The 15,700-nt window shown below is 58.3% G+C and carries 17 protein-coding genes; 9 read left to right on the forward strand and 8 right to left on the reverse strand.

Going from position 1 to position 15,700, the window contains the following annotated elements; translation table 11 throughout:
• Positions 1-48: 48 nt before the first annotated feature.
• The 7 genes from AKU94_RS12340 to AKU94_RS12370 all read left to right on the forward strand — a co-directional run bounded on the left by AKU94_RS12340 (position 49) and on the right by AKU94_RS12370 (position 6,135).
• Positions 49-867: a S49 family peptidase gene (locus tag AKU94_RS12340; protein ID WP_050527554.1), complete on the forward strand. Its 819-nt coding sequence runs from the start codon at positions 49-51 to the stop codon at positions 865-867.
• Between the two features lie 2 nt (positions 868-869).
• Entirely contained in the window at positions 870-1,067 is a 198-nt protein-coding gene (locus tag AKU94_RS12345) for a hypothetical protein (protein WP_050527555.1), read from the forward strand.
• 15 nt (positions 1,068-1,082) lie between these two features.
• Positions 1,083-2,021: a calcium/sodium antiporter gene (locus AKU94_RS12350; protein ID WP_050527606.1), complete on the forward strand. Its 939-nt coding sequence runs from the start codon at positions 1,083-1,085 to the stop codon at positions 2,019-2,021.
• Entirely contained in the window at positions 2,018-2,797 is a 780-nt protein-coding gene (locus tag AKU94_RS12355; RefSeq protein WP_050527556.1) for an SDR family oxidoreductase, read from the forward strand. Before AKU94_RS12350 ends, AKU94_RS12355 begins: the two co-directional genes overlap by 4 nt.
• Positions 2,798-3,101: 304 nt before the next feature.
• Positions 3,102-4,976 carry an excinuclease ABC subunit UvrC gene (gene uvrC / locus AKU94_RS12360; protein ID WP_050527557.1) on the forward strand — a complete coding sequence of 625 codons (1,875 nt, stop codon included), beginning with the start codon at positions 3,102-3,104 and terminating at the stop codon, positions 4,974-4,976.
• A gap of 90 nt (positions 4,977-5,066) precedes the next feature.
• Positions 5,067-5,525: a c-type cytochrome gene (locus AKU94_RS12365; protein ID WP_050527558.1), complete on the forward strand. Its 459-nt coding sequence runs from the start codon at positions 5,067-5,069 to the stop codon at positions 5,523-5,525.
• Between the two features lie 16 nt (positions 5,526-5,541).
• Positions 5,542-6,135, forward strand: coding sequence for a cytochrome b/b6 domain-containing protein (locus AKU94_RS12370; protein WP_050527559.1), 594 nt, complete (start codon positions 5,542-5,544; stop codon positions 6,133-6,135).
• 46 nt (positions 6,136-6,181) lie between these two features.
• On the opposite strand, the gene AKU94_RS12375 is transcribed toward AKU94_RS12370, so the two are convergent.
• From AKU94_RS12375 to ade, 4 genes are all read right to left on the reverse strand, one after another.
• Entirely contained in the window at positions 6,182-6,424 is a 243-nt protein-coding gene (locus tag AKU94_RS12375) for a hypothetical protein (protein ID WP_157056536.1), read from the reverse strand.
• Entirely contained in the window at positions 6,421-6,759 is a 339-nt protein-coding gene (locus AKU94_RS12380) for a hypothetical protein (RefSeq protein ID WP_157056537.1), read from the reverse strand. The genes AKU94_RS12375 and AKU94_RS12380 overlap by 4 nt, the downstream gene beginning before the upstream one ends.
• Before the next feature lie 95 nt (positions 6,760-6,854).
• Positions 6,855-7,784, reverse strand: a complete 930-nt coding sequence (locus AKU94_RS12385; RefSeq protein WP_050527562.1) for an alpha/beta hydrolase — start codon at positions 7,782-7,784, stop codon at positions 6,855-6,857.
• The gene (ade, locus tag AKU94_RS12390; protein WP_050527563.1) at positions 7,781-9,481 is read right to left on the reverse strand and encodes an adenine deaminase; all 1,701 of its coding nucleotides are present in this window, start codon (positions 9,479-9,481) and stop codon (positions 7,781-7,783) included. Before ade ends, AKU94_RS12385 begins: the two co-directional genes overlap by 4 nt.
• 126 nt (positions 9,482-9,607) lie before the next feature.
• Between ade and AKU94_RS12395 the strand changes: the two genes are divergently transcribed.
• A complete protein-coding gene (locus AKU94_RS12395) occupies positions 9,608-10,528 on the forward strand; it encodes a DMT family transporter (protein WP_050527607.1) in 921 nt (306 codons plus the stop codon).
• A gap of 25 nt (positions 10,529-10,553) precedes the next feature.
• On the opposite strand, the gene rlmN is transcribed toward AKU94_RS12395, so the two are convergent.
• The gene (gene rlmN, locus AKU94_RS12400; RefSeq protein ID WP_050527564.1) at positions 10,554-11,735 is read right to left on the reverse strand and encodes a 23S rRNA (adenine(2503)-C(2))-methyltransferase RlmN; all 1,182 of its coding nucleotides are present in this window, start codon (positions 11,733-11,735) and stop codon (positions 10,554-10,556) included.
• Between the two features lie 105 nt (positions 11,736-11,840).
• Positions 11,841-12,365, reverse strand: coding sequence for an invasion associated locus B family protein (locus AKU94_RS12405; RefSeq protein WP_050527565.1), 525 nt, complete (start codon positions 12,363-12,365; stop codon positions 11,841-11,843).
• 189 nt (positions 12,366-12,554) lie between these two features.
• Between AKU94_RS12405 and AKU94_RS12410 the strand changes: the two genes are divergently transcribed.
• Entirely contained in the window at positions 12,555-13,553 is a 999-nt protein-coding gene (locus AKU94_RS12410; protein WP_050527566.1) for an asparaginase, read from the forward strand.
• Between the two features lie 238 nt (positions 13,554-13,791).
• Here AKU94_RS12410 and AKU94_RS12415 read toward each other — a convergent pair whose 3' ends face one another.
• Positions 13,792-14,844, reverse strand: a complete 1,053-nt coding sequence (locus AKU94_RS12415) for an ABC transporter ATP-binding protein (RefSeq protein WP_050527567.1) — start codon at positions 14,842-14,844, stop codon at positions 13,792-13,794.
• 6 nt (positions 14,845-14,850) lie between these two features.
• A complete protein-coding gene (gene ugpE / locus AKU94_RS12420; RefSeq protein WP_050527568.1) occupies positions 14,851-15,687 on the reverse strand; it encodes a sn-glycerol-3-phosphate ABC transporter permease UgpE in 837 nt (278 codons plus the stop codon).
• Positions 15,688-15,700: the final 13 nt, after the last annotated feature.

Consider the following 15,700-nt stretch of genomic DNA (forward strand, 5'->3'; position numbering starts at 1 on the left):
TGCGCTCTGCTTCTTGTCCCTCTGGCCCATGCCGCCTACATCTCATCCATGCGCAAATATATCCCCTTCCTTGAAAAGCCGCCCTTCGTTCCCGTAATCCGCCTGTCAGGCAGCATTGGCGGGGGCAGCCGCTTTTCGCCCGCGTTAAGCGATGCTGGATTGGCCACGCAGATTGACCGTGCCTTTTCGCGCGGCAAGCCCGCAGCGGTGGCATTGGTGGTCAATTCCCCCGGTGGGTCGGCGGTGCAATCAAGCCTGATCGCGGCCCGCATCCGGCGGCTGGCCGATGCGAAAAACATCCCCGTTCATGCTTTTGTCGAGGATGTCGCGGCCTCGGGCGGCTATTGGCTGGCCTGTGCGGCAGATGATATCTGGGTGGATAACAGCTCTATTGTCGGTTCCATCGGGGTGATTTTTGCCAGCTTCGGCTTTCCGCAACTGATGGAGAAATACGGGGTAGAGCGTCGGGTGCATACCGCTGGCACCTCCAAATCGCTTGCCGATCCCTTTTTGCCCGAAAAGCCCGAGGATGTCGCCCGCCTCAAGGCCCTGCAAGAGCCGATCCACCAAGCCTTCATCGCCCATGTCAAGGCGCGGCGCGGTGCGCGGCTTGTACAGGATATCGATCTTTTCAACGCGGATATCTGGGTCGGGCGGGGTGCGGTTGATGTTGGGCTGGTGGACGGGGTGGCCCATCTGGTGCCCAAGATGAAAGCGCTTTACGGCGATAAGGTTGTCCTGCGCCAGATGGTCCAGCGCAAACCCTTTTTGCAACGGTTCGGCATTGGGGCGGCTGGTGCGCAAATTGCCGCCGGTGCCTTGGCAGAGGTCGAGGACCGTGCGCTCTGGCAGCGATACGGGCTGTAATTGTGATAAAACTTGTCTCGCTTTTTCTGGTGGTGATCGTAGCCTTGGCTGTCTTTGGCAAGCTCGGCTGGCTTGGCTCGATCGCGCCGGGGCCGTTGCGTAAATCAGGGCGCAAGCCCGTGCAGTGCCATCGTTGCGGCCGTCATGTGATCGGCTCCAGCGGTTGTGATTGCGGTGTGAAACCCAAAAACAAAGGATAAATCCCGCCGATGCTGATGGATATTTTGTATGTGGCAATCGGCCTTGTGCTTTTGGTCTTGGCGGGGGATGCGCTTGTGCGCGGCTCGGTGAACCTAAGCTTGCGGCTTGGGATTCCGCCTTTGATCGTGGGGCTGACGGTGGTGGCCTTTGGCACCTCTGCGCCTGAACTTCTGGTCTCGGTCAGTGCGATTTTGGACGGTGCGCCGGGGATTGCCTTGGGCAATGTTGTCGGCTCCAATATCGCGAATATCTTGCTTGTCTTGGGTATTCCGGCGATCATCTCAACGATCCATTCCAGTAAACTGGGCGTCTCACGCGGGTTCATAACCATGCTTGCGGCGACGGCGTTGTTCATTGGGCTGTGTTTTCTTGGCCCGATCACGTGGTGGCATGCGGCCGTGCTTTTGGTCGGGCTTGGGCTGATGTTGACGGATAACTTTTATGCCGCCCGCAGCCATCGCCACGCCACCAGAGAGGAAGACCTTGAGGGCGCTGACCCATCAGCCCGTTGGTGGAAGATCATTGCCTTTCTGGCGGCGGGGCTGATCGGCCTGCCCATCGGCGCAGAGCTGTTGGTGAATGGTGCCACAGAAATGGCGCGGGTGTTCGGCATTTCGGAAACTGTTATCGGTTTGACACTGGTCGCGGTCGGGACGTCTTTGCCTGAACTGGCGACCTCAGTCATGGCAGCGTTAAAGAAGCAGCCTGATGTGGCGGTGGGGAATGTCATCGGTTCCAACGTCTTTAACCTTTTGGGCATCATTGGTGTGGCAGGCTTTGTCGGGCCAATTCCGGTGCCACAATCCATGCTGGCATCCGATCTTTGGGTCATGGCGGCGGCATCCTTGCTGTTGATCCCGTTCATTTTGATGCGGTTCAATATCACGCGGTGGGTGGGGATTGTGTTTGTCGCGATCTATGCTGGCTATACGTTTTCGTTGGTGGCGCTATGACCCGCGCGCTGGTCACAGGTGCCGGACGTAGATTAGGCCGGGCGATGGCGCTGTATCTGGCGTCGCGCGGCCATGACGTTGCTGTGCATTATTCCACCTCGCAAGAGGAGGCGGAGGCGGTGGTTGCTGAGATTACCGCCATGGGTCGTTGTGCCGTTGCCTTGCAAGCAGATCTGCTGAGTGAGGATGAGGCTGAAACCTTGATTGCGCGTGCCGCCGAAGGGCTGGGGGGCGCGCTGACCGTTTTGGTCAATAACGCCTCTATTTTCGACTATGACACGATCCAAAGTGCCACACGGCAAAGCTGGGACCGGCATATCGGTTCCAACCTGCGGGCACCTTTCATCTTGACCCAAGGATTTGCGGCGCAGGCCCTTCCCGCCATTTCCGACGCCAATGAGGAACGTCTGGGACAATCGCTGATCGTCAATATGGTTGACCAGCGTGTGCGCAAGCTGACGCCGGAATTCATGACTTATACATTGGCCAAGATGGGCCTGTGGGCCTTGACCCAAACCACCGCTCAGGCTTTGGCACCTATGGTGCGTGTCAATGCAATCGGCCCCGGCCCTACGATGATCGGGGCGCGGCAGTCAGAGGCGCATTTTACCCGTCAGCGCGAAAATACAGTTCTTGGCCGTGGGGCGAATCCGTCTGATGTGACGGCCGCCCTTGGGTATTTTCTGGATGCGCCGGCTGTTACGGGGCAGCTTTTATGCGTTGACGGCGGGCAGCATCTCGGCTGGAAAACGCCGGATATCCTGGGCGTTGAATGAGTTTTAGCGCCGATCCTGCGACAAGTTGTACACCGCCGCCACATTTATTACCGATTTGTTACGTTTTCCTTATACATATCAACTCCTTACCGCATGTTCAAAAAAGTTTTCCATAATAACAGCAGCTTACACATCTGCCACTTTTTTGTGCAGATCAATGAAAGGGCAGGAATACAAGGATAATTCTGGGATGGCAGATTGTTTCCAACAGAGTTATCCACAGAAAGCGGGGATAGGTTGCCCCTTGCCACCGCTGCCTCGGCATTGCAGCGCAGGCGGGAATCATAGGTTAAGAAAAGGTTAATTGAATGTGAGGCAGGACGGGCCGGAGATAGAGACGGGACATGGCGTTATTCAGGCCTATCTGAAAACGCTGGACGGGTCGCCGGGGGTGTATCGGATGCTGAACGCGGCATCCGAGGTGCTTTATATTGGCAAGGCGCGCAGCCTTCGCAACAGGGTGTCGAACTATGCACGCCCCTCGGGCCATTCGGGCCGGATCGCGCGGATGATCTCGGAAACCGCCTCGATGATGTTTCTGACCACGCGGACCGAAACCGAGGCGCTGTTGCTGGAGCAGAACCTCATCAAGCAACTCAAGCCGCGCTATAATGTGCTGTTGCGGGATGACAAGTCCTTTCCCAATATCCTGATCCCGACCGAACACCCTTTTCCGATGATCAAGAAACATCGCGGCAAGCGGTCCGAAAAAGGCCATTACTTTGGTCCCTTTGCCAGTGCAGGCGCGGTGAACCGCACGCTGAACCAGTTGCAGCGTGTGTTCTTGCTGCGCAACTGTTCGGATGCGATGTTTGCGGGGCGTACGCGGCCTTGTCTTCAATACCAGATCAAGCGTTGTGCCGGTCCCTGTGTCGGCAAGATCAGCGAGGCGGATTACGCCCGTCTGGTCGCGGATTCCAAACGGTTTCTAGAGGGCAAATCGACGGATGTGCAGGCCAACCTAGCGATCGAAATGGCCAAGGCCAGCGAAGAGATGGAGTTTGAGCGCGCGGCCGCCCTGCGTGACCGCATCAAGGCGCTGACCCAAGTGCAATCCGCCCAAGCCATCAACCCGCGCGGCGTGACCGAGGCGGATATCGTGGCGCTTCATTTTGAGGGGGGGCAGGCCTGTGTGCAGGTCTTCTTTATCCGTGCCAACCAGTCATGGGGCAACCGTGATTTTTATCCCCGCACCCCCGCTGGCGCTGAGGAGCCGGAGATCATGGAGGCCTTCCTGACCCAGTTCTATGACGACAAAGAGCCGCCACGGCTGTTGCTACTCTCGCATGGGTTGGAGGATGAAAACCTTGTTGCCGAGGCGCTGACAGAGCGGGCTGGCCGCAAGGTGACGATCAGCGTCCCGCAACGTGGCGAAAAAGCAGAGCTGGTGGAAAACGCCGCCCGCAACGCCCGTGAAAGCCTTGCGCGCAAAATGTCGGAAAGCGCCACGCAGAACAAACTTTTGCTTGGTCTGGCCGAGGCCTTTGATCTGGACGCCCCGCCCAAACGGATCGAGGTTTACGATAACTCGCATATTCAGGGGACCAATGCCGTGGGTGGGATGATCGTTGCGGGGGCGGACGGGTTTTTGAAATCGCAGTATCGCAAGTTCAACATCAAATCCGATGCCGGTGCCAATTCGGATGATTTCGGCATGATGAAAGAGGTGCTGACCCGCCGGTTTGAGCGTCTGTTGAAAGAGGACCCTGAGCGGAATTCAGAGGCCTGGCCCGATCTGTTGCTGATTGACGGCGGGGCGGGACAGGTCTCTGCGGTGGCAGGGATCATGCGCGATTTGGGTGTGGATGATATTGCCATGGTCGGCGTTGCCAAAGGCGTGGACCGCGATCACGGCAAAGAGGAATTCCACCGCGTTGGCAAGCGTCCCTTTGCGCTGCGGATGAATGATCCGGTGCTTTATTTTGTGCAGCGTCTGCGGGATGAGGCCCACCGTTGGGCCATCGGCGCGCATCGTGCCAAGCGCGCCAAGGCCGTCAGCGCCACCCCGCTGGATGATATTCCCGGTGTCGGGGCTGCGCGCAAACGCGCGCTTTTGGCGCATTTCGGCTCTGCCAAGGCGGTGTCTCGTGCTGCGATTCCCGATTTGATGGCGGTTGATGGCATCTCGGAGTCGCTGGCGCGTAAGATCAGCGATTTTTTCAACGCAAAACCTGATTGAGCCTTCCGGGTGTCAATATGACGCATATCATTTCTGGAATATGTTTGCCACTTTACACCATATTCTGAAATTTGAAAAAGTGAGCGCCAGATGCACAAGCTGATCCTAACCGCCCTGACCCTTAGCCTTGCTGCCCCTGTGGTACATGCAAATCCTGCAGAAACCGTGGCGCAGGCGCGGATCGGCTATTACCGGCTTGTCGGTTTGGAAATGGAGACCCTTGCCGCGATGGCCAAGGGCGAGATCCCCTATGACGCCGAGGTTGCCAAGCAGCGTGCAGAAAACCTTGCGGCGCTGCGCAGTTATAATGCCAAGGGTTTGTATGCAGAGGGCACGTCGAATGTGGATTTGCCGGGCAAGACCCGCGCCAAGCCGGAAATCTGGCAAGATTTGGCAGGTTTGCAAGCTAAAGGGGCGGCGTTCGGAGAGGCGATTGACGGGCTTTTGGTCGTGGCAGATCAGGGCGAGGCCGCCTTTAAACCGGCGTTTGGCAAGTTGGGCGGCACCTGCAAGGCGTGCCACGACGATTTCCGCGCGACCGATTATTAATGCGGCAGTTATAAGAATGTCCAAGCTGCCCACACCCCAGCCAAGCGATGCCTCGACGATAGTCATCTGGGATCCGTTTATCCGGTTTTTTCATTGGTCTCTTGTTGCGTCATTTGCTGTATCCTTCGGGCTTGGCAAATTCGGACCAGATGACATGTCTGCGCATTTTATTGCGGGCTATGTGATGGCAGCGCTTCTTGGAGCACGTCTGGTCTGGGGGCTGATCGGCCCCCAGACTGCGCGTTTCACCAGCTTTATCTATGGGCCGACCGCGATTCTGGCCTATGCGCGGCAGTTGGCGGTTCGTCAGCCCTCGAACCGCCGCGGGCATAATCCCCTTGGTGGGGTATTTGTGGTCGCGATGCTTGTAACGTTGTCCTTGCAGGTGATCACCGGCCTGTTTGCGGACCCCGAGGATTATTTCAACACTGGCCCACTCGCGGGATACATCTCGATTGAGATGTCACGCAAGGCGCTGACGCTACATCATACGCTTATGCCGGTCTTGATCGGCCTCGTTGTTATTCATCTGGCCGCGATTGCCTTCTACCGGATATGGAAGCGCGAAAACCTTATCCGCCCGATGATTACCGGGCGCAGACAGGGTTGACCGGAGTCGCGTCAGAAACGCCGCGCCTAATGCCCTGAATGCGGGGTCACCACACATCGCCCGCGACATAAAACAAGCGTCTTGTTGCCGGATCAACGACCATTAAGCCCGAGCTGTGCATGTCATAGACGAGTGTCGCCCCCGGTGTGTGAAGCGCTTCGAACAAAAGAGTGCCAATCTGGGCCCCTTTGAAACAGGATGCCGCCAGCGCCCCCGCCGCCAGCGCCTGTTTGCCAAAGTCTCCGTTTCCGCGCATCAACATCGCATCTGTTAGCTCGGTTGGCGTCATGTCGGCCTTGCGGATGGCGGCCACACCGTTGGCGCGAAGGTTTCAATAGCGCGATCATAATTGGTTTGAACCGCAATGCTGGGGCGCAGGTGGTCGGATTCCAACCGGATCATGGCACCTGTGCAGCGTGATTTCGATTGAAAATAGACGGTTTCCCCCAGATAAAACCAGTGGTCGAGCTTGGTGCGCAGGGTTGCCTCGGCGTCCCGTTCACAGGCAGCCAGCGTCAAGAGCGCAATAAAGGCCAAAACGGCCTGCACCCAGCGGCGCCCGCCTTTCATAAAGTCAAAGAGTACGGGATTTTGCCCTATAGGGTGTAAGGATGGTATAGTCATGAATCGCTCCGCGCAAAACATTCCAAGAGAATGCCGTTAGACCCCTTCCGGCTAAAGACCGGGTTAAGATGGGCATAAGCGGAAGCGATCTTTTGTCAGTATGGCCATTCGCCGCGTGACAAATCCGATATAGCGTTGATTATGCGGGTAAAGCTGGCTTTGGCACGGTCAACGCTGTGGCGTGCGCGCAAATAGCCATGGACCAGACCCGCCTCTTGGATATGCCGGGCGCGGCCACCGGCGGCGGTAATCGCATCACAGTAAACTGCGGCATCATCGGCCAATGGGTCACATTCGGCGCTGATCGCCACCGTCGGCGGCAGCCCGGCAAAAGAGGCCGCCTGCAAAGGTGAAAATCGCGGGTCCTCAACCGTCTGCGCGATACGGGCAGAGCGGAGGGCGGCATAATAGGCGCAATCTGCCGCAGAAAGCATGGGCGCATTGGCATGGGCAGACATGCTGTTTGTGACCCCTGCCGCTCCCAGTTGGGGATAGATCAGCACCTGCCCGACGGGCGCATCCGCAGCCCCGACCAAGGCCGCCGAAACCGCAGCACAAAGGTTGGCCCCCGCGCTGTCACCAACCAGAACCAAGGGCTTGCCCGTCTGTGCCTTGGCGGCATGCAGCGCATCATCAAAATCTTGGGGAAAGGGATGTTCGGGCGACAAGCGGTAGTCGACAGCGGTGACGTCAAGCCCGGTACGCGCGGAAATCTCGGCGCAGACACTGTCGTGGCTTTCCAAGCCGCCGACGACGAAACCGCCGCCATGTATATAAAGCACTTGTGCGGGTGCATGTTTTGCGGCGCGGTAGTGGCGCAGGGGGATATGGTCCAAGGTGGTATCATGCACCGCCAGCCCCGCGGGGTGGGGGGCGTGAAAGGCGCAGCACATCTCGTCGTAAACCCTGCGCTGCTCGGTCACCGTCAGCCCCACCGCATCCGGCGGATAGAAGCTTTCGGTTTTGCGGATGAATTCCCATGTCTGGGCGTTAAGCAAGGCATCGTATTTTGCATCATAGTTCATGGCATTACCTCAAATTTATCAACATCCACCATACCGTGATCGGTGATCTTCAGATGGGGGATGACCGGCAGGCACAGGAAGGCAAGCTGCAAGAACGGCTCTTCCAGCGTGACACCAAGGCTGCGGGCGGCGGCGCGCAGGTGTTCGAGCGCGAGGCGGACAGTTTCAAACGGTTCAAGGCTCATCAACCCTGCAACCGGCAGTGCAAGTTCGGCCAGCACACGGCCACCTTCAACCACGACAAAGCCGCCCTCAATCTGGCCCAGGCGCGTCACGGCAAGTGCCATATCCCCGTAATCCGCACCGACCACCGCGATATTGTGATGGTCATGACACACGGTAGAGGCAATCGCCCCCAGTTTCAGCCCAAACCCCTGCACAAAGCCGGTCGCGCGATTGCCGTTTTTACCGTGACGTTCGATCACGGCGATTTTCACCAGGTCGCGTGTGATATCAGGTGCTTTGTCACCGTCACGCGGGGGGATATCAAAGGTCAGATGCTCGGTGATGATCTTGCCGGGAATGATCCCGATCACCGGGGTCTCGGCGCGGTTGCCACCGGTGCGAAAATCCGTCGCTTTGATTTTTGGTGCTTTGACAGAATGGCGGGCCACGGGTTCAATCGCCTCACGCGCTGCGAAATTGGCGTCATTGGCCAATACCCCGCCCGCAAAAACCATGCTGGCACGACAGCCTTCGAGGCTGTCGATCACCACAATATCCGCGCGTTTCCCCGGAGCGATCAAGCCGCGATCCTTCAACCCGAAGGCTTCGGCGGCAGAAAGGCTGGCGGCGCGGTAGGCGGCCAGTGGCGGTGCGCCCAGTGCAATCGCCGTGCGGATCATGTAATCCAGATGGCCTTGTTCCCCGATATCCAGCGGGTTCCGGTCATCGGTGCAAAAGGCGATATAGGGCGAATGACGTTCCGTAATCAAAGGCGCCAGCGCATGTAGATCCTTGGAAACCGACCCCTCACGGATCAGCACCCGCATACCTTTGCGCAGCTTCTCCAGCGCCTCCTCGGCGGTGGTTGCCTCATGTTCCGTGCGGATGCCTGCCGCGATATATCCGTTCAACCCCTTACCGCGCAGCAAGGGGCAATGCCCGTCGATATGGCGGCCCGAAAACCCCTCCAATTTTGCCATGGCTCCGGGATCCTGCATCAAAACACCGGGAAAGTTCATGAATTCCGCAAGGCCCAGACTGCGCGGATGATCCTTGAGCGGCAAAAGATCCGCCGCCTCCAACACCGCGCCCGCCGTTTCCATATGGGTTGAGGGCACACAAGACGAAAGCTGTACGCGGATATCCATCAACGTCAGGGCTGAGGCCTCAAGAAAATACTGAATGCCCGTCAGGCCGCAGACATTCGCAATCTCATGCGGATCACAGATCGCGGTGGTCACGCCCAAAGGGGTGACAAGACGGTCGAACTCGAACGGGGTGACAAGGCTGCTTTCGATATGCAGATGGGTGTCGATAAACCCCGGCACAAGGATTTTTCCCGACACATCAATGACCTGCGCCCCGTCATACGTGTCAAAAACACCCACGATGGTATCGCCGCAAATTGCCACGTCGGTTTCAACCAGATCGCCGGTGATCAGGTCAAACACCCGCCCGCCGCGTAAAACCACATCTGCGGCGGCCTGTCCCTGACCTTGGGCGATGCGGGCGGAAAGGGGGGCGGCGGGCATATCTGATATCCTTTGCTTTTGCATAGAAAACCCTATGGCGGCGGCAACGTCCAGCCCCGGCTGGGCTTGTATCACCTTGCAAAAGATGGTCCACCTTGCACATCCAAGGAAAAAAAGGCTTCCGCCATGCGCCCGATGCTCGGCATTTTTTACAAACTATGCTCGGTCGTGAACTTTATCCTCATGGCGTCCGTGATCAAAGCCACCGCTGCCCATGTCCCCCCCGGTGAGGCTGTTTTCTTTCGCTCTTTCTTTGCGATGCCGGTCATCGTCGTCTGGCTGATAATGCGCAGAGAGCTGCGGACCGGCCTGAAGGCCAGCGCGCCAATCGGGCATGTCTGGCGCGGGGTGGTGGGGACCATGGCGATGGGGCTTGGCTTTGCGGGGCTTGGCTATCTGCCTTTGCCCGAGGTGACGGCGATCGGCTATGCCGCACCCCTGCTGACCGTCATTTTCGCCGCGATGTTTCTGGGCGAGGATGTGCGCCTGTTCCGGATTTCTGCCGTTGTTCTGGGGTTGATCGGCGTGTTGATCGTTCTGAGCCCGCGTTTGACGGTGGCGCCGGGGGCAGGTGATGATCTGGCCGCATTCGGCGCAATGCTGGTGCTGGGCGGGGCGGTCTTTGCCGCATTGGCACAGGTCTTTGTGCGCAAGCTGGTGTTGCAGGAAACCACCGCGGCGATTGTGTTTTATTTCTCGTTGACGGCAACGCTGTTGTCGTTTGCTACATTACCGTTTGGCTGGGTCGTCCCATCACCCAAAGAGGCAGGGCTGTTGATCCTGGCGGGGCTCTTGGGCGGTGTCGGTCAGATTTTGCTAACGTCCAGCTACCGCGAGGCGGATGCATCTGTTGTCGCACCTTTTGACTATGCCTCTATGCTGTTTGCATTGGCGATTGGCTATTGGGTGTTTGACGAGGTGCCCACCCTGACCATGCTCACGGGGGCGGCCATAGTCGTGACCGCAGGCGTGCTGATCATCTGGCGAGAGCGCAGGTTGGGGCTGGAGCGCGCCAAGCAACGCCGCGCGATGACGCCGCAAGGCTGACCCCTATCGCAACGCCCTGTTCAGGTCACAGGCCCGCGTCGCTTGCAATCTGGGCGCGGGATTTGCGCGCGCGCTCGGTCGCGGATTTCAACTGACCGCAGGCGGCCATGATATCCTCCCCCCGCGGTTTACGGATCGGTGAGGCATAGCCCGCCTCATGGATGATATCGGCAAAGGCATGGATACGGTTGCCCGAGGACCGCTTGTAGGGCGCGCCGGGCCATTCGTTGAAGGGGATCAGGTTCACCTTGGCCGGAATACCGCGCAGCAGCTCAACCAAACGGTGGGCGTCTTCCTTGCTGTCGTTCACCCCGTCAAGCATCACATATTCAAAGGTGATCCGCTCGGAATTGGTCAGGCCGGGATAGGCACGCAGAGCCTCCAGCAAGGTCGCGATGTTCCATTTCTTGTTGATCGGCACCAATTGGTCACGCACCTCATCGGTGGTGGCATGAAAGCTGACGGCCAGAAGACAGCCGATTTCCTCGGCGGTGCGGGCGATTTCGGGCACAACGCCGCTGGTCGAAAGGGTTATGCGGCGGCGGCCAAGGGCAATGCCTTCGCCGTCCATCACGATATTCATCGCATCGCGGACGTTCTCAAAATTATAGAGCGGCTCACCCATGCCCATCAGCACGACGTTGGACACAAGCCGCGCGGCAGGATCGGCGTTTGACGCGCCCTTGACCGGCCATTCATCCAGATCGTCGCGCGCCAGCATGATCTGGCCCACGATTTCACCGGCGGTTAGGTTGCGCACCAGTTTTTGCGTGCCGGTATGACAGAACGAACAGGTCAACGTACACCCGACCTGAGACGAAATGCACAGCGTTCCACGGTCGGTTTCGGGAATATAGACCACCTCTACCTCATGGCCGCCCTGAATGCGCACCAGATATTTGCGGGTGCCATCCTCGGAGATTTGCCGCGTCACAACCTCGGGCAGGGCCAGTTCGAACTTCTCGGCCAAAAGCGCACGGAAATCTTTGGACAGGTTGGTCATTTCCGCAAAGTCGCGCAGGCCGAAAAAGTAAACCCATTGCCAGATTTGCCCGACCCGCATCTTGGCCTGCTTTTCGGGGCAACCGGCAGCGATCAGGGCGGCGCGCAGCTGGTCGCGCGTCAGGCCGATGATATTTGTCTTGCCGCCCTCGGGCAGCTTGCGCGGGATGGTGTGGACATCTTGGGTGATCGGGGCGGTGGTCATATCTGTGATCCTAGAGGGCAAGCCCTGCCTTATACAGGATGTGCGGGCAAAAGAAAACGCCCCCGCGCGGGCTGCACAAGGGCGTTTGAAATCTGTGTCAGCGGTTTATTTGCAGCGCTGCTCTGCCTCTTTCATCGCGGCGGTAAACCCTTGCAACGAGAATGTATCCTGCGTTTGCGTGCCACGGCTGGAACGGGCGGTCACAACCGCCGAGGCCCCTGCCTTCATCGCGGCCAAAAGCCCTGCATCATCCGAGGTGCTTGCGGGCCATGCCCATTCACCATCGGTAAACAGCTCATAAGATTTGTCACCGATTTTCACATTAACGGTAGAGCCGTTGGCAAAAGGATAGCCGCCGGTAAAGGAGACCTCACCCTTGGCACCTGCGCCGGGACGGAAAGTGACGAACATCAAGATATCGCCGCGCCGCGCCGAGACAACCTGCCCGTTACGGGTGTTCACGGTTTCCTTTGGCTTGGAGACCCCCCAGCATTCTTTGGGTTCGTTCCAGACACAAACGCTCCAATCCGTTTGCGCGGATACACATTCGGTTTCGGATTGTGCGAAGGCGGCGGAGGCCCCCATCCCAAGCATAAGGCCTGCAATTGCCCCGATGATGCGTGAATTCATGTCGTTCACAGCCTCCAGCTGTTTAATGCCTCTTTAACCGGCCACATAACCCTTGGTTCAAGCTTTTGCTGTGGCACGGGTCGTTTCAACTCGATATTTCATGCATAACGCAAAAAGGGCAGGTCATAAAAGCCCCATGCGCAGAAAATCGCGCATGTTTGATCACAATCCACGAAAGGAACGGGGAAAATGGCAGATTCGGCAGCGATCGCAGAATTGTGGCGGGGCGGGCAACTGGAAAGCACGCATTTTGGCCATGCGGTGATTTGCGGCGCGGATGGTTCGGTCGAGGCGGCCTGGGGCGATCCGGAGGCGGTGATCTTTCCGCGATCCAGCTGCAAGATGGTGCAGGCCCTGCCTTTGATGGAAAGCGGGGCAGGGCGCGATCTGACGCCGCGGCAGTTGGGGCTTGTTTGTGCCAGTCACAATGGCGCGGCCTTGCACACCGAGGCGGTTGCGGCATGGTTGAAGGATATGGGGCTGGGTGAAAGTGATTTGCGCTGTGGCAACCAGACCCCGCAGGACAAGGCAGAGCGTGAACGTCTGATCAAGACAGACAGCAGCCCGTGCCAGTTGCACAACAATTGTTCGGGCAAACACGCGGGGTTCTTGATGCTGAACAAACATCTTGGCGGTCATGCGGATTATGTAGAGGCCGACCACCCCGTACAAATGGCAATCAAGGCGGCCCATGAGGAGCTGACCGGCGAGCAAAGCGCAGGCTATGGGATTGATGGTTGCTCTGCCCCGAATTATTCGACCAGTGTGGCAGGGCTTGCGCGGGCGATGGCCTATTTTGCAACCGCACGCGAGGATGGGGATGCGCGCCAGAACGCGGCCTACCGGCTGTCGCGGGGGATGATGGCGCATCCCGAAATGGTGGCCGGTGAGGGTCGTGCCTGCACCGAGCTGATGCGCGCCATGGGGGGCAAGGTTGCGATCAAGACGGGGGCGGAGGCGGTCTTTGTCGGGATCATTCCCGAACTGCAAAAAGGTATTGCGCTGAAGGTTATGGACGGCGGCACCCGTGGGGCCGAGCTGGCGATCACGGCGCTTTTGGTCAAGCTGGGCGTGTTGGACGCCGATCACCCCGCCGCCCGCAAACGCCTGAATACAATAGAACGGAACTGGCGCGGGTTTGAAACCGGCAGCCTGCGTCTTGCCCCGGGTTTCGGTGAAGGTGCATGAGGAAACGCCGCCAGCCCTTTATGGCGCTGGCGGCGTTCTTTTGGTCGTAGCGAACGACCCGGTGATCCGGTCTGGGTGGGGGCTTGAAGGCCGGACCACCGTGCCGTTATCTTTCGCTACTGAGATATGTTTGACCTATGTTCGTGGCAAGATCAGGGCGGCTATGGGGCGTTGTTGGGGTGCCGCGTTTCTTTCGCCAAGCGACTATCGCGTGCATCCCTGCCTGTGTGCGCTGCGCCTAAGGCCCAAGCCGTTCGCCGCTGGCAGGGTCAAAGAAATGTAGGTTCGCTGGATCAACGCCAAATTTGATGATCTGTCCCGCTGACGTGTGATGGACGCCGGGCAGGCTGATGGTAAAGGCATCATCACGACCCGTCATGCGCCCGTGCAGCAGCGTGTTCGCGCCCAAGGGTTCGCCCATCTGAACGCGCATCGACAACGGCCCCTCGGGGTTTGCAATAACATGTTCGGGGCGAATGCCGACGGTTACCTTGCCGGTTCGCTTGATCTGCGCAGGCAGGGACATGTCCCCAACCGTCACGCCATTGCCGGTCAATTCGCCGTCAAGCACGTTCATTGACGGGCTGCCGATGAACTGTGCCGCGAACAGGGTTTGCGGGCGTTCATAGACCTCAAGCGGGGTGCCGATCTGTTCGGCGCGACCTGCATTCATGACGATCATCCTATCGGCCATTGTCATGGCCTCAACCTGATCGTGGGTCACATAGAGCGCGGTAATCCCGAGGCGGCTTTGCAGATCACGGATTTCCAGCCGCATCTGCACCCGCAGTTTTGCATCGAGGTTGGACAGCGGTTCGTCGAACAGGAACACCGCGGGTTCCCGCACAATCGCGCGCCCCATTGCTACGCGCTGGCGCTGGCCACCCGACAGATCGCGGGGGCGGCGATCAAGATAGTCTTCAAGCTGCAAAAGCTTGGCTGCCGCTTCGACTTTGGCGTCGATATCGGCCTTGCGCAGTTTTGCGATTTTCAACCCGTAGCCCATGTTCTGGCGCACCGACATATGCGGGTAAAGCGCGTAGTTCTGAAACACCATGGCGATGTCGCGGTCCATCGGCTCAAGTTCGTTGACACGTTTGCCACCGATCCTGATTTCGCCCTCGGATACGCTTTCCAGGCCCGCCACCATGCGCAGCAATGTCGATTTACCGCAGCCGGACGGGCCGACGATAACGATAAACTCGCCGTCCTCGATCGCCGTGCTGACGCCGTGAATGACTTCGGTTGTGCCAAAGCGCTTTTTAATCTGGTGAAGTTCTACAGTTGCCATAGGTGCCTACTTTTCACTGTCCACAAGCCCGCGGATAAACAGCTTTTGCATTGAGATGACGACAATGATCGGCGGGATCATGGCCAGAATAGAGGTGGCCAGAATGACCGGCCAGTTTGCCCAGTCATCGCCCGACGGAAACATCTGCTTGATGCCCATCACGATGGTGTTCATTTTGGGGTCTGTCGTAATCAAAAGCGGCCAAAGGTACTGATTCCAGCCGTAGATAAACAAGATCACGAACAGTGCCGCGATGTTGGTGCGGCTCATCGGGAACAGTATGTCCCAAAAAAACCGCATCGGCGATGCGCCGTCAACGCGCGCGGCCTCGGCCAATTCATCCGGGACGGTCATGTAAAACTGGCGGAACAGAAAGGTCGCCGTGGCCGATGCGATCAAAGGCAGTATCAACCCGCCATAGCTGTTCAGCATCCCGAACCCCGCAATAACCTCGTAGGTCGGGACGATCCGTACCTCGACGGGCAGCATCAGGGTCAGGAAGATCAGCCAGAAAAAGATCATCTTGCCGGGGAATCTGAAATAGACGATGGCAAAGGCCGACAAGAGCGAGATGATGATTTTGCCGACTGCAATCCCGATCGCCATGATCAGCGAATTAAGCAGCATCGTCGCCACAGGGACGTTCACACCCGACAGCAATGCTTCGCGGTAGTTGTTGTAAAACTGGTCGCCCGGCCAAAGCGGCATCGGCGGGCTGACAATATCAGCCTGTGTGACGGTAGAGGCGACAAAGGCCAGCCAGATCGGAAAAAACACGATCAGAACGCCAAGGATCATGATGATATGGCTGACCCATAGGCCAAGACCGCGCCTTTCCACCATTCCGGGCGGGGGA

The organism is Pseudorhodobacter aquimaris (assembly GCF_001202025.1).
Lineage (GTDB): Bacteria > Pseudomonadota > Alphaproteobacteria > Rhodobacterales > Rhodobacteraceae > Pseudorhodobacter > Pseudorhodobacter aquimaris.

Bases quoted from the DNA above. Each gene is read 5' to 3' on its own strand.
- AKU94_RS12410 (WP_050527566.1), top strand. From the start codon at position 12,555: ATGGCAGATTCGGCAGCGATCGCAGAATTGTGGCGGGGCGGGCAACTG.
- AKU94_RS12415 (WP_050527567.1), bottom strand. From the start codon at position 14,844: ATGGCAACTGTAGAACTTCACCAGATTAAAAAGCGCTTTGGCACAACC.
- AKU94_RS12405 (WP_050527565.1), bottom strand. From the start codon at position 12,365: ATGAATTCACGCATCATCGGGGCAATTGCAGGCCTTATGCTTGGGATG.
- AKU94_RS12395 (WP_050527607.1), top strand. From the start codon at position 9,608: ATGCGCCCGATGCTCGGCATTTTTTACAAACTATGCTCGGTCGTGAAC.
- AKU94_RS12385 (WP_050527562.1), bottom strand. From the start codon at position 7,784: ATGAACTATGATGCAAAATACGATGCCTTGCTTAACGCCCAGACATGG.
- AKU94_RS12355 (WP_050527556.1), top strand. From the start codon at position 2,018: ATGACCCGCGCGCTGGTCACAGGTGCCGGACGTAGATTAGGCCGGGCG.
- AKU94_RS12340 (WP_050527554.1), top strand. From the start codon at position 49: ATGCGCAAATATATCCCCTTCCTTGAAAAGCCGCCCTTCGTTCCCGTA.
- AKU94_RS12370 (WP_050527559.1), top strand. From the start codon at position 5,542: ATGTCCAAGCTGCCCACACCCCAGCCAAGCGATGCCTCGACGATAGTC.
- rlmN (WP_050527564.1), bottom strand. From the start codon at position 11,735: ATGACCACCGCCCCGATCACCCAAGATGTCCACACCATCCCGCGCAAG.
- AKU94_RS12350 (WP_050527606.1), top strand. From the start codon at position 1,083: ATGGATATTTTGTATGTGGCAATCGGCCTTGTGCTTTTGGTCTTGGCG.
- AKU94_RS12375 (WP_157056536.1), bottom strand. From the start codon at position 6,424: ATGACGCCAACCGAGCTAACAGATGCGATGTTGATGCGCGGAAACGGA.
- ade (WP_050527563.1), bottom strand. From the start codon at position 9,481: ATGCCCGCCGCCCCCCTTTCCGCCCGCATCGCCCAAGGTCAGGGACAG.
- ugpE (WP_050527568.1), bottom strand. From the start codon at position 15,687: ATGGTGGAAAGGCGCGGTCTTGGCCTATGGGTCAGCCATATCATCATG.
- AKU94_RS12365 (WP_050527558.1), top strand. From the start codon at position 5,067: ATGCACAAGCTGATCCTAACCGCCCTGACCCTTAGCCTTGCTGCCCCT.
- AKU94_RS12380 (WP_157056537.1), bottom strand. From the start codon at position 6,759: ATGACTATACCATCCTTACACCCTATAGGGCAAAATCCCGTACTCTTT.